Annotated in this window: 13 protein-coding genes; 11 read left to right on the forward strand and 2 right to left on the reverse strand. The window is 36.9% G+C overall.

Annotated elements, in window-relative coordinates; all coding sequences use genetic code 11:
- The first annotated feature begins 104 nt into the window (after positions 1 to 104).
- From ACWPWS_RS12365 to ACWPWS_RS12405, 9 genes are all read left to right on the forward strand, one after another.
- Positions 105 to 980, forward strand: coding sequence for a pirin family protein (locus ACWPWS_RS12365; RefSeq protein WP_209785810.1), 876 nt, complete (start codon positions 105 to 107; stop codon positions 978 to 980).
- Positions 981 to 1,127: 147 nt separating this feature from the next.
- On the forward strand, positions 1,128 to 1,439 hold the full coding sequence (locus ACWPWS_RS12370; protein ID WP_454046690.1) for a GNAT family N-acetyltransferase: 312 nt from the start codon (positions 1,128 to 1,130) through the stop codon (positions 1,437 to 1,439).
- 60 nt (positions 1,440 to 1,499) lie between these two features.
- Entirely contained in the window at positions 1,500 to 2,399 is a 900-nt protein-coding gene (locus tag ACWPWS_RS12375; protein WP_454046691.1) for a pirin family protein, read from the forward strand.
- A 21-nt stretch (positions 2,400 to 2,420) separates the two neighbouring features.
- Complete coding sequence (locus ACWPWS_RS12380) at positions 2,421 to 2,951, forward strand: NADPH-dependent FMN reductase (RefSeq protein ID WP_209785813.1); 531 nt, start codon at positions 2,421 to 2,423, stop codon at positions 2,949 to 2,951.
- Complete coding sequence (locus ACWPWS_RS12385) at positions 2,952 to 3,530, forward strand: TMEM175 family protein (RefSeq protein WP_454046692.1); 579 nt, start codon at positions 2,952 to 2,954, stop codon at positions 3,528 to 3,530.
- 1 nt (position 3,531) lies between these two features.
- The gene (locus tag ACWPWS_RS12390) at positions 3,532 to 3,750 is read left to right on the forward strand and encodes a (4Fe-4S)-binding protein (RefSeq protein WP_209785815.1); all 219 of its coding nucleotides are present in this window, start codon (positions 3,532 to 3,534) and stop codon (positions 3,748 to 3,750) included.
- A complete protein-coding gene (locus ACWPWS_RS12395) occupies positions 3,750 to 4,145 on the forward strand; it encodes an OsmC family protein (protein WP_454046693.1) in 396 nt (131 codons plus the stop codon). Before ACWPWS_RS12390 ends, ACWPWS_RS12395 begins: the two co-directional genes overlap by 1 nt.
- A gap of 1 nt (position 4,146) precedes the next feature.
- Positions 4,147 to 4,434 (forward strand): GNAT family N-acetyltransferase, encoded by a 288-nt coding sequence (locus ACWPWS_RS12400; protein WP_454046694.1) that lies wholly within the window; start codon positions 4,147 to 4,149, stop codon positions 4,432 to 4,434.
- A 171-nt stretch (positions 4,435 to 4,605) separates the two neighbouring features.
- Positions 4,606 to 6,165: a sodium:solute symporter gene (locus tag ACWPWS_RS12405; RefSeq protein WP_209785818.1), complete on the forward strand. Its 1,560-nt coding sequence runs from the start codon at positions 4,606 to 4,608 to the stop codon at positions 6,163 to 6,165.
- Between the two features lie 66 nt (positions 6,166 to 6,231).
- On the opposite strand, the gene ACWPWS_RS12410 is transcribed toward ACWPWS_RS12405, so the two are convergent.
- Together ACWPWS_RS12410 and ACWPWS_RS12415 are read right to left on the reverse strand one after the other, a co-directional pair.
- The gene (locus ACWPWS_RS12410) at positions 6,232 to 8,466 is read right to left on the reverse strand and encodes a reprolysin-like metallopeptidase (protein ID WP_454046695.1); all 2,235 of its coding nucleotides are present in this window, start codon (positions 8,464 to 8,466) and stop codon (positions 6,232 to 6,234) included.
- Between the two features lie 297 nt (positions 8,467 to 8,763).
- Positions 8,764 to 11,001 (reverse strand): reprolysin-like metallopeptidase, encoded by a 2,238-nt coding sequence (locus ACWPWS_RS12415; RefSeq protein WP_454046696.1) that lies wholly within the window; start codon positions 10,999 to 11,001, stop codon positions 8,764 to 8,766.
- Between the two features lie 335 nt (positions 11,002 to 11,336).
- Here ACWPWS_RS12415 and ACWPWS_RS12420 point away from each other — a divergent pair, with 335 nt between their 5' ends.
- Positions 11,337 to 11,855, forward strand: coding sequence for a hypothetical protein (locus ACWPWS_RS12420; protein WP_454046697.1), 519 nt, complete (start codon positions 11,337 to 11,339; stop codon positions 11,853 to 11,855).
- 78 nt (positions 11,856 to 11,933) lie between these two features.
- Positions 11,934 to 12,818: a transketolase gene (locus ACWPWS_RS12425; protein ID WP_454046900.1), complete on the forward strand. Its 885-nt coding sequence runs from the start codon at positions 11,934 to 11,936 to the stop codon at positions 12,816 to 12,818.
- Positions 12,819 to 12,911: the final 93 nt, after the last annotated feature.

A 12,911-nucleotide genomic window follows, 5' to 3' on the forward strand; every position in this document is an offset into this window, starting at 1 on the left:
TATCCGTTTAATTTTCCGTCTATCATCCATACTACGAACTTAACACAGATCAATGCTTATCGTATATAAGTATGGTAATTTTGTTTACACAAATCAACAATGTGATGGCAACTAAAAAAATAGAAATCGTAGTATCTCCAAGACCTGCGCACTTTGTAGGCGATGGATTCAGAGTTCACAATTTTATTCCGGGAGTACCTGGATTGGATATGAAAAGAATGGATCCGTTCATTATGCTGGATTACAATTCGAAATTTCATTTCAATGGATCAGAAAGACCAAGAGGTGTGGGCGTTCATCCACACAGAGGTTTCGAAACAGTAACCATAGCCTATAGCGGAAAAGTAGAGCATCATGACAGTGCCGGCGGCGGTGGCGTGATTGGAGAAGGTGATGTTCAGTGGATGACTGCTGCCAAAGGTGTTCTTCATAAAGAATATCATGAAACAGAGTGGGCAAAAGAAGGAGGAATTTTTCAGATGGTTCAGCTTTGGGTCAATCTTCCGGCAAAGGATAAAATGAGCTGCCCGAAATATCAGGCTATTGAAAACTCTACAATGGAAAGAGTGGATATAGGTGAAAATGGTTATGTAGAAGTAATTGCCGGAGAGTATAACGGTCATAAAGGACCTGCCAGTACTTTCACTCCGGTTCATATGATGAATGCAAAACTTAAAGCAGGAGGAACAGCGGAATTTAATTTCCCTGCCCATTTTAATACTGCTGCTTTGGTGATTGAAGGAAGCATTACCATTAATGGGGAAGAAACCGTTAAAGCAGATCATTTTGCATTATTTAAAAACGAAGGTGAAACATTCACTATCGAAGCAAAAGAAGATGCTGTTGTTTTAATCATCAGCGGTGAGCCTATCAATGAGCCAATTTACCCTCATGGTCCTTTTGTGATGAATTCCAGAGAAGAAATCATGCAGGCTTTTGAGGATTTTAATACCGGAAAATTCGGATATCTGGAAGACTAGAAGATTTAAATTTATCTTAACCTTCAATTATTCCTTTTTTTATTAACTTTATATAATGGCAAACCTTATAGGTTGTAGAAATCTGTAAGGTTTAGCTTTTCATTCTGTTTTACTGTAGAAAACAGAATCCTTTTAACACAAAATATTATGAAACCAGAATTCGAAAATATACCTCTTGTAAAAGCGGAAAAAAGATTTGAAATAGAAGTCAACGGACATTACGCACTCATTGATTACCGGGAGACAACGCATCAGATTGCTTTGGTACATACTGAAGCAGAGCCTGAACTGGCGGGAACAGGTGCCGCGGCTGCCGTAGTAGAGAAAACATTGAATTACATTGAAGAAAGCGGAAAAAAGCTTCTTCCATTCTGTCCATATGTTTTTGCTTTTATCAAGAAGCATCCGGAATGGAAACGTATCGTGGATGAGAAATTTGAAGGATATGACAAACTTTAAATTTCAGCAGAACCACTCAGTTTATTTTAAATAACATTTTAAACAGCATCAAACACTATCATGTCAAATATCGGACTTATTATTGAAGAAAAAGCAGCAGATATCGGAAATTTCCTGGTAGGAAGACTCCTTCCTTTCCGTGAAAAAAGAGCAGTTGGCCCTTTCGTTTTTATTGATCACATGGGACCTTCAGAATTAAAAGATTATCAGAATCTTGATGTTCCACCTCATCCGCATATCGGCTTATCAACATTAACTTATCTTTTGGAAGGTTCTATTTTCCATAGAGACAGTATCGGAAGTGCTATAGAAATAAAACCGGGTGCCGTGAATTGGATGACTGCCGGAAAAGGAGTTGTACATTCTGAAAGAACACCTGAATATTTAAGACACAGTGATAAGAGACTTCACGGATTCCAGATCTGGGTAGGACTTCCAAAACACCTTGAGCAGTCGGAGCCTACTTTTCATCATATTGAAGCTGATGATATACCGGTTTGGGAAGAAGATGGCATTCAGTATAAATTAATTGCCGGTGAAGCATTTGGAAGAACTTCTCCGGTTCCGGTACACAGCAAATTATTTTTCCTTGAAATCAAAACAAAAGAGGCTAGGAAAATAAGTATCGGAAAAGACCTTTATGGAGAAGCTGCCATGTATGTTCTGGATGGAACCGTGAGCACAGAAGGAAATTCTTATGGTTCAAAACAGCTGATGATCGCTAAAGATACAAAGCTTTGCGAATTTGATATGAGCGAAAACGGAACAGTTTATCTTTTCGGTGGTGAGCCCTTCGATGAAGAGCGTTTTATATTCTGGAATTTCGTTAACTCTGATAAAGAATTACTTGATCAGGCCAAAGTAAACTGGAATGATCAGAATCACGATGCCTTCCCTTTGGTTCCGGGTGATGACAGAGAATATGTTCCGCTTCCTAAGGCGATTTTAAACAGAAAATAATTTCAGTTCAGATTATCTATCATGAAAATATTAGCTTTTGCCGGAAGTACATCTTCCACTTCAATCAACAGAGAACTCGTAAAGTTTGTTCTGAAAGATTTTCAGGATGAGGAAATCAATCTGATTGACCTCAACGATTTCACCATGCCTGTTTTCTCTGTAGATCTTGAAAAGAAAGGGTTTCCGGATGAAGCCCACAAGTTTTTAAAAGTCATTGAAGAATGTGATGTCATCATCTGCTCTCTTGCAGAACACAACCGTTCTTACAGCTCGGCTTTCAAAAATGTTTTTGACTGGTCTTCAAGGATTAATGTAAAAGTATTTCAGAATAAACCCATGCTTCTGATGAGTACTTCTCCGGGAGGTTATGGCGGAGGAAATGTAATGAATACCGCGAAAACATTTTTCCCACAGTTTGCAGCAGACATCAAGGATACTTTTTCATTACCTAAATTTTATGAAAACTTTGATATGGAAAGCGGAGTCATCAATCCGGATATGCTGAATGATCTGAAAGGGAAGATACAAAACTTTAAAAATCAGGTAAAGTAAATGAATAAGGGAAGACTTGAGGCGTTCAGTGACGGTGTTCTTGCTATTATTATCACCATTATGGTACTTGAGCTGAAAGTACCTGAGGGAAATAGCTGGACCAGTCTCAAACCTCTTCTTCCTAAATTTTTAGCCTATATTTTCAGTTTTATCTATGTAGGAATCTATTGGAACAATCATCATCATTTATTTCAGACCGTAAAGAAAGTAAATGGCAGCATTCTTTGGGCCAATCTTCACCTTTTGTTCTGGCTTTCTCTGATGCCTGTAGCTACAGAATGGATCGGGACTACAAGTTTTGCCAAAAACCCTGTTGCAGTCTATGGAATTGGACTCATTATGTCAGCCATTGCTTACACCATTCTGGAGCATGTTATTATCCGGTGTGAAGGCGAAGAATCAAAGCTGAAAGAAGCCATTCATTCAAAATATAAAGAATATATCTCTATTGTATTTTATGTCCTGGGAATCGCTACTTCATTTTTTTATCCTTATATTGCCATAGGTTTTTATTATATCGTGGCTCTTATATGGCTGATTCCGGACAGAAGAATCGAAAAAACATTAAAAGAAAATTGATATGGAAACACACGAATATCCCAACGGAAACATTACTGTCATCTGGCAGCCTCAAAAATGTATCCACTCTGCCATATGTGTAAAAACACTTCCAAAAGTCTATAATCCTAAAGAAAGACCTTGGATCAAAGCAGAAAACGCAAGTCCTGAAGAACTTAAAAATCAGATAGATCTATGCCCATCAGGTGCATTAAGTTATAAATTCAATACAGAAAAATAATGGCGGTAACGGTAAAAGCAAGTTTAGGAAAAACAAAATATTATACAGAAGTCACTGCCGGCGAAAATAAGATCATTACGGATGAACCGATTGATAAAGGCGGACAGAACAAAGGTCTTAATCCCATGGAAATTCTGGCAACATCACTGGCAAGCTGTACAGCAGCTACATTGAGAATGTATATTGAAAGAAAAGAATGGGAGGTAGAAAACATCAATGTAGAAGTAGAGCTTGAAAATTTCCCCTTAACAAAAAGAGCAGTTTTCAAAAGAGACATCAGCTTTGAAGGTATTCTGGATGATGAGCAGCTGAAAAGACTGCACACCATCGCAGATGCATGCCCTGTTCATAAAATATTAACCAACGATATAGAAATACTAACTAAATTCTCATAACATGATCGAAGTAAAACAAAACAACGACGAAAAACACGGAAGTTTTGAAGCTTTCATAGATGGAAGACGCGCAGGAATGATGACGTATACCTGGGCCGGAGAAGAAAGATTTATTATAGACCACACCGAGGTGGAAGAAGCTTACAACGGAAAAGGAGTAGGCAAGGAAATGCTTCTGGCTGCAGTGGATTTTGCCAGAAAAAACGAGAAGAAGATCATTCCTCTCTGTCCTTTCGCTAAGGCAAGTTTCCAGAAAAGTGAGGAACTTCAGGATGTTTTAGTGAATTAGTCACTGTTTCCACCCTTACAATACAACCCTTTCAGAGAGATTTCTGGAAGGGTTTTTATTTTGATTTAAAAATATTCAATAACCGGAATTTGCTTTGAAAACAACAGTATTTCAAATTCATGATTCCCGACTGATCTTTTTTATATATTTGCTAAAATTTAAAAATCAAGAATGAATCCAGGAACTATCCTTTTGTTATTTGTTTTCGTCTATTTTATCGGCCTTTTGGTAATTTCTTATTTTACCAGCCGGAATTCTGATAACCAGTCATTTTTTATTGGTAACAAAAAGAGTAAATGGTGGCTCGTAGCATTCGGAATGATAGGAACCAGCTTAAGCGGGGTTACATTTATTTCAGTTCCGGGAACTGTGGGGAAAATGACCGGTTCCGAATATATTTACGGAGGTTTTGAATACTATATGATGGTGATCGGGTTTTTCATCGGATATTTTATCGTTGCCGCAATACTGCTTCCTCTTTATTATAAGATGAATCTGACTTCAATCTATACCTACCTGGGAAAAAGATTTAATGTGGAAGCCCATAAAATTGGATCTATATTTTTTATTATTTCAAGGGCAATTGGTGCTACGGCAAGGTTATATCTGGTAGTAAACGTTTTACAGATATTCTTACTTGAAGGATTAGGAGTTCCGTTCTGGGTAACTTCACTTGTTCTTTTGCTGATGGTACTTCTCTATACTTTTGAAGGCGGAGTAAAAACGATTGTCATTACCGATACCCTGCAGACTTCTTTTATGATTATCAGTCTTGTAGCCTGCATTGTTTTTATTTTATCCAACCTGAATTTATCATTTGGTGAAGCCTATACCATTCTGGAACAGAAAAACTATACTCATTTCATCAACTTTGATCCCAATTCCAAAACCTTTTTCCTGAAAACCATTCTGGGAGGAATCTTTATTACGATTGCCATGACTGGGCTGGATCAGGAAATGATGCAGAAAAATATCTCTGTAGATAATCTTAAAAATTCAAAGAAAAATATGCTGACCTTTGCAGGAACACTTCTTATTGTGAACCTTGCATTCTTATTCCTGGGTGGATTATTATACCTTTTTGCATTGCAGCACGGCGCTGAATATGGAACAATAAAAGCTGAAACAGTAACGAATATTTTCGGATTCAAAGATGCAGCAGGAAATATTAAAAATGTAATGGGAGACGACCTTTTCCCGGCTTTATCACTTCAGGGATATTTCCCAATGGCTATTTCCGTTATTTTCATCATTGGATTAATTTCAGCATTGTTCCCGTCTGCGGATGGAGCCTTAACTGCTGTAACGAGTTCGTATTGTGTAGATTTACTCAACCTTAATGAAGATAAAACCAAAACTGAAAAAGAAAAGAAACGCCTTCGTATGAAAGTACATTTAATTTTCACGGTAGTTTTCTTTATCCTGATTATGGTCTTCAAAGCGTTGAATGATAAATCTATCGTGTATCTGATCATGGAAATTGCAGGATATACTTACGGACCGCTTTTAGGTCTTTTCGCCTTTGGAATTTTCACGAAGTTTCAGATTTCCAGAAAATATTCAATTCTTACCGTTACTCTTTTAGCACCTGTACTTACCTATTTCATCAATCTGGCTGTTACCACATATACAGATTATAAAATCGGTGTAGAGCTGATTGTTCTGAACGGACTGCTCACCTTCATTGGTTTGTGGCTGGTAAAAAACAAACAACATTTAAGGGTTGTTTAATCTTATAAAAAAGGCTGTCCTCAAGATGAAGACAGCCTTTTTATTGTAATCAATGGAGTGAAGTAATTATTCTTTAACCCATTTGATGGTTTTCTCTGTATCTTTAGATTTAACTTTAATCAGATAATCTCCTGTAATCAGGTGAGACAAGTCAAAAGTACCTGTTTTATCATGTTTCAATTTGTTGTTAGTCTGTGTGAATACTAATTTTCCACTTACGTCATATACCGTCATATCATATACTTCGTTTGAGTTGGTAAATTTAATATTCAGAAGTCCTTTGCTTGGATTAGGATATACTACGAATACATCTTTATTTGCAGCTGTTTCATTCACTCCCAATGTCTGGGTAATGGTAAAGTTGATAGGATTAATATTGTAGAAAACATTAGTCTCTGCTGCAACCATAATTCTAGCCTGTGTCGTATTTACGTTAGGAAGGGTAATGGTTTCAGAACCGTCGTTCGGAGTAGACCCCAGGATCAGTGTAGGATAAGTAAGACCTCCATCTGTTGAAAGGTAAATATTTACCGTGGCTGCATTCACAGGGGAGGCTGTTGTATTGGCCACATTCCAGGTTATTGTTTGATTAGAATTAGCTACCCAGGTTACCGCTGTTGTAGGTGCAGTTACATTAAAAGGTCCGGAATTTCCATCAACAGTAATGATAGCATCATCGTTGGCTACTCCTGCGCAACCTGCATTATTATCTCTTACAGTCAATCTGAACTCCATCGTTCTTGCATAAGCCGGTCTGACTTCTCCTTTGGAAACCGTACCATTGATTACATCTGTAAGTTTCGGAAAATATCTGTAAGGAACAGCTACAGGCATAAATGATCTGAATATAGCCGCATTTCCTGTAGGTACATTCCAGTCACCCGCTGGCCCTGCATCATTCTGTTCCCAGCAATAAGTAAGTGGATTATTTTCAGTATCAGTTGCAGAACCTGTTAACTTAAATGGTGTTCCCTTTGGGATTGTATAGTCATTTCCTGCATTTACAGTAGGTGCTGTATTAGCCACTGCTGTTGTTACCTGACATGGGAGAGATTCAACTTCTGAAGTAATTGTTTGAAATGAATTCGTATGAAAAATAGGAATACTGTGAGCGTCTAAATTATTGATACTTTCACAAATACCAGCGTAAGCCATGATGGTAATTCCACTTCCCGGTTCTACAGCATCATCTGCGCTTCGGTTTCCTCCACAGCTTCCGGTAGTTGCATTAAAGGTATGTTGAGCACTAAACTGGTGTCCCATTTCATGAGATACATAATCAATATCGTAAGGATCTCCTACAGGATTAGAAGAACCGGTAATTCCTTTTCCTTTGTATGAAGAATCACATATACCTGAATCAGCTAATCCACCACCTCCGGTACTAAAGGTATGTCCTATGTCATAATTAGCTGTTCCAATTATTGAGTCAATGACCGTTTGACTTTCATTAATTAATACACTTCCATCATCATTTCCTGTGAAAGGGTCATTCGTATCACTCACAAATATAATATTGTTTTCAGTAGGAATGAGGATCAATCTTACAGCAACCTCTTGTTCATATACTCCATTTACCCTATTTACAGTAGTTACAATAGCAGACAAAGTTTGGGCTACGGTAGGTGAAGCTGATCCTGATCCTGTCGCTGCCGATGCATACTGATGTGTACATGCAACTGCTAACCGAAAAATACTAATTTGACTTCCTATGCTTGGAGCTACGGTTTTTTGAGCATTTTTTTTTCCTGATTTAAAATTCTCATCTTTTGATCCACAGCCTCTTTGCTTTTTATCAATTAAATCACCTTTTTTGTAAATGATATAATTATTGATATCCTGTTTTGCATAAGGATCAATATAAGTATCTCCCGATACTATTGATTTTATTTGAGCGTGGAATCCTAACTCTGTAAAATCGAGTTTTATGGTAGCATATTGATCATCTACACCCTGCCCTGTCAAAGTAATAATTTGGGGAAACTTACCGGCTAACTCCGGAGCCATTACTGAGGATTTCCAGATTCTGAATTTAGCTTTCGTTCCATCAGACATTGGTAAAACAATAATTGGGGCATTATCTTTACGTTCATTATCTCTCAGCTCCGGAACTGAGGCAAAATAGTTCTTCAAACCACTCACATCCAACTTATAAGTAAGAGATTTTTCAGGCTGTACTGTTCTGCTTTTAGATTCAGCTTTAATTGTTCGTTCACTGATTTCAGTAAAGAAATCCTGAGCTTTTCCTAGAGAAATTGATAAAATGAATATCCCTAAATAAAATAGTTGTTTAATTTTCATACAATGATGTTTTTTTAAGAGTTCAAATATAAAAATAAAAATTACAACATAATGAAAAACAGTACTTTACGTCAAAAACCATAATAATCAACATAAAATAAATCAAATATTTACATTCGAAAAATAATCATCTATTAATCCATAATAATTATTAAAATTGTTTAAACTTTTATTTTCTGAGAACCCAATAAAAAAACCAAATTACCATTGAATATTGAAGTTTTCGAATTATTACAATAAAAAAGCTGTCCTCAAGATGAAGACAGCATTTTTATTTTAATCAATGGAGTGAAGTAATTATTCTCTAACCCATTTGATGGTTTTCTCTGTATTCTTAGATTTAACTTTAATCAGATAATCTCCTGTAACCAGGTGAGACAAGTCAAAAGTACCTGTTTTATCATGATTCAATTTGTTGTTAGCCTGTGTGAATACTAATTTTCCGCTTACGTCATATACGGTCATATCATATACTTCGTTTGAGTTGGTAAATTTAATATTCAGAATTCCTTTGCTTGGATTAGGATATACTACGAATACATCTTTGTTTGCAGCCGTTTCGCTCACACCCAATGTCTGGGTAATGGTAAAGTTGATAGGATTAATGTTGTAGAAAACATTAGTCTCTGCAGCAACCATAATTCTAGCCTGTGTAGTACTTACGTTAGGAAGGGTAATGGTTTCAGAACCGTCGTTCGGAGTAGACCCCAGGATCAGTGTAGGATAAGTAAGACCTCCATCTGTTGAAAGGTAAATATTTACAGTAGCTGCATTCACAGGGAAAGCTGTTGTATTGGCCACATCCCATGTTATCGTTTGAGTAGAATTACCTGCCCAGCTTACCGCTGTTGTAGGTGCAGTTACGTTAAAAGGCCCGGAATTTCCATCAACAGTAATGATAGCATCATCGTTGGCTACTCCTGCACAACCTGCATTATTATCTCTTACAGTCAATCTGAACTCCATCGTTCTTGCATAAGCCGGTCTGACTTCTCCTTTGGAAACCGTACCGTTAATTACATCGGTAAGTTTCGGAAAATATCTGTAAGGAACAGTTACCGGCACATATGATCTGAATATAGCAGCATTTCCTGTAGGTGCATTCCAGTCACTTGCCGGGCCTACATCATTCTGTTCCCAGCTGTAAGTAAGAGGATTATTATCTATATCTGAAGCAGATCCTTCTAATCTGAACGGAGTACTCTTAGGGATGGTATAATCACCTCCTGCATTTACAGTAGGAGCGAAATTATTGGTTGGAAGGGTAACCTGGCATGTTGTTGACTGAACTTTCGTTGTGATAGACTGGTAGGATTTGGTATGGAAAGTAGGAATACTGTTAGGAGCTAAATTATTTGTGCTTCCACAAATTCCTGCATAGGCCATAATGGTAATTCCGCTTCCAGGTTCTACAGCATTGGCTGCACTGCGGTTTCCTCCGCCACAGCTTCCGGTAGTTGCATTAAAAGTATGTGGGCCTCCAAACTGATGCCCTACTTCATGCGCCACATAATCAATATCATAAGGATCTCCTACAGGGTTAGGTGAACCGGTAATTCCTCTTCCTTTGTTGGAGTTGTTACAGATTACCCCTAATCCGGCTAATCCGCCACCTCCGGTACTGAAGGTATGTCCAATATCATAATTGGCATTTCCTATCAGTAAATCGATCTGAGTCTGGCTTTCATTGATTAATGTACTGGCGTTATTATTTCCGTTAAATGGATCTGTCGCTGCATTTGTAAAGACTACATTGGCTTCACTATCCACTAATACGAGCCTTGAAGCAACTTCCTGCTCATATACGCCATTCACTCTGTTTACAGAAGTTACAATGGCTGAAAGGGTTTGTGCTACTGTAGGAGTAGCTGTACCCGTTGCCGCTACTGCATATTCTCCAGTACATGCAACTGCAAACCTGAAAACTCTAATTTGAGTTCCTACGCTTGGAGCTGTGGTTTTTTGAGCGTTTTTTTTTCCTAGCGGAGTATCATCTTCATCCTTTACTCCGCATGATCTTGGATTTTTATCAATCAAATCACTTTTCTTATAAATGATATAATTGTTGATATCTAATTTTGCATAAGGATCAATATAAGTATCTCCTTCTACTATAGATTTGATCTGAGCATGGAATCCCAGTTCTGTAAAATCAAGTTTTAGGGTTGCATATTTGTCATCAATTCCCTGTCCTGTAAAAGTGACAATCTGAGGAAACTGGCTGGCTAATCCGGGAGACATCACTGAAGATTTCCAGATTCTGAATTTTGCTTTCGTACCGTCAGGCATTGGCAATACAATGATTGGAGCATTGTCTTTACGGTCACTGTCTTTTAGTTCAGGAACTGAATTAAAATAGCTTTTCATTCCCGCTACATCCAGTGTATAAGTCAATGACTTTTCCGGCTGTACTGTTCTGTTTTTAGGATCTGCTTTGATGGACCTTTCACTGATTACTGTAAAAAAGTCCTGTGCTTTCCCTGAGGAAATGGATATCACAAATATCCCCAAATAAAATAATTGTTTAATTTTCATATATAATGGTATGTAATTTTTATTAACTCAAACATTCAGACCAAAAACTAAAGAATAATTAGTTAAAGGTTTATAATTCAAGATTATTTGAATTATAAAATTAGTTAAATTAATCTAATTATCACATATGAAAATTCAAAAAAATCAATGTTTGATTGCGAAAAATCAACGATCCAGCTATTACAAAGCATTCTCCTCAATAAATATTTTTCATTTTTTTTCCTTCATTAAAATAACTGATTTTATAGACTTTTCTATTTTAATTATCTTTGATCCGGACGATATTAACCAAATGCAAAATTTAACAGAATAAAAAAAACAAAATTTAAAAAATCATGAAAAAAGTTATTACAATTTTTGTACTTCTACTAACATTCAATTTTATGAATGCTCAGGAAAATTTTGAAGTATCCACATTAAGAATCGGACCGTTTAAAGTCTTTATGCCCAAGGTTGAAGCTGAAAAAATTGCGGGAACAAAACTTACGAACTCAGGTGAAGAGAAAAAAAACAGGGTAAATTATAATGGCGAAACCATCCAGATTGATCTTTTTGACAACTACATCAATGAAGCCAATCCGAGTGTTCCCTCTATTACTTACATGACGACCACCAGTAAAAAATTTAAAACCAAAAGCGGAATCGGAGTTGGAAGTACCCGAGATGATCTTATCAATGCCTACAGAAATTATCCCAACTTCAGCGTACGTCCGGATTGGGATAAAAATGATAAAACGATTAAAGATTCCGGTTATTTCAATATTGAAGACAGCCAGGCAGGAACCTTATTAAGCTTTAAATTTGTTAACAATATCGTTACCGAAATCTCCGTTTACCTCAATGAAGGCTGTTAAAAGCAGAAAAATATTCAATTCAGTCGAAATCCGGGTTTTCATAATCCGGATTTTTGCATTTCCATAAGCCGGTAAAAAATTGTAAATTCGCATGCAAATAAATCAGATATAATGAGTAAAAGTATCGAAGAGTTAAAAACTCTTACTACACAGATCAGAAGAGACATTTTAAGAATGGTTCACGCTGTAAATTCAGGACACCCAGGTGGGAGCTTAGGTTGTACAGAATTCTTTACAGCACTTTATGGAAAGGTAATGAACTATAAACTTCCTTTCACCATGGAAGGCAAAAATGAAGATCATTTTTATCTATCAAACGGACACATTTCTCCGGTATTCTACTCTACTTTAGCAAGATTTGGTTTCTTCCCTGTAGAAGAACTTAAAACTTTCAGAAAATTAGATTCAAGATTACAGGGACACCCTACTACTCATGAAGGACTACCAGGAATCAGAATTGCTTCAGGTTCTCTTGGGCAAGGACTTTCTGTAGCATTAGGTGTAGCTGACGGTAAAAAACTAGATGGTGATCAATCTCTTGTTTACTCTCTTCACGGAGATGGTGAGCTTCAGGAAGGTCAGATCTGGGAAGCATTGATGTATGCTGCTGCTAAAAAAGTAGACAATATCATCTCTACTATTGATTACAACGGACGTCAGATTGACGGAGATACGGATGATGTATTAAGCTTAGGAAATCTTCATGCTAAATTGGAAGCATTCGGGTGGATTGTTTTGGAAGAAAAGAACGGGAATGATCTTGAAGCTGTGATTGCAATCCTTGAGAAAGCAAAAACAGAAACTGGAAAAGGAAAACCTGTAGCTATCCTTCTTCATACAGAAATGGGGTACGGAGTTGATTATATGATGGGATCTCATGCTTGGCATGGTAAAGCTCCTAATGATGAGCAGCTAGACACAGCATTCAAGCAATTGTACCTAGAAGCTCCGGCTGATTATTAATTATAAATGATAAATTATTATTGATAAATGATGCCCGTAGAACTTTAAAATATTGTTAATCTACCATCATCTATCAATAATCAAAAACTTTAG

The sequence above is a fragment of the Chryseobacterium sp. Marseille-Q8038 genome (genome assembly GCF_965111995.1).

Excerpts from the sequence above, each read along its gene's own strand:
- ACWPWS_RS12365 (WP_209785810.1), top strand. The coding sequence starts at position 105 with ATGGCAACTAAAAAAATAGAAATCGTAGTATCTCCAAGACCTGCGCAC.
- ACWPWS_RS12370 (WP_454046690.1), top strand. The coding sequence starts at position 1,128 with ATGAAACCAGAATTCGAAAATATACCTCTTGTAAAAGCGGAAAAAAGA.
- ACWPWS_RS12375 (WP_454046691.1), top strand. The coding sequence starts at position 1,500 with ATGTCAAATATCGGACTTATTATTGAAGAAAAAGCAGCAGATATCGGA.
- ACWPWS_RS12380 (WP_209785813.1), top strand. The coding sequence starts at position 2,421 with ATGAAAATATTAGCTTTTGCCGGAAGTACATCTTCCACTTCAATCAAC.
- ACWPWS_RS12385 (WP_454046692.1), top strand. The coding sequence starts at position 2,952 with ATGAATAAGGGAAGACTTGAGGCGTTCAGTGACGGTGTTCTTGCTATT.
- ACWPWS_RS12390 (WP_209785815.1), top strand. The coding sequence starts at position 3,532 with ATGGAAACACACGAATATCCCAACGGAAACATTACTGTCATCTGGCAG.
- ACWPWS_RS12395 (WP_454046693.1), top strand. The coding sequence starts at position 3,750 with ATGGCGGTAACGGTAAAAGCAAGTTTAGGAAAAACAAAATATTATACA.
- ACWPWS_RS12400 (WP_454046694.1), top strand. The coding sequence starts at position 4,147 with ATGATCGAAGTAAAACAAAACAACGACGAAAAACACGGAAGTTTTGAA.
- ACWPWS_RS12405 (WP_209785818.1), top strand. The coding sequence starts at position 4,606 with ATGAATCCAGGAACTATCCTTTTGTTATTTGTTTTCGTCTATTTTATC.
- ACWPWS_RS12410 (WP_454046695.1), bottom strand. The coding sequence starts at position 8,466 with ATGAAAATTAAACAACTATTTTATTTAGGGATATTCATTTTATCAATT.
- ACWPWS_RS12415 (WP_454046696.1), bottom strand. The coding sequence starts at position 11,001 with ATGAAAATTAAACAATTATTTTATTTGGGGATATTTGTGATATCCATT.
- ACWPWS_RS12420 (WP_454046697.1), top strand. The coding sequence starts at position 11,337 with ATGAAAAAAGTTATTACAATTTTTGTACTTCTACTAACATTCAATTTT.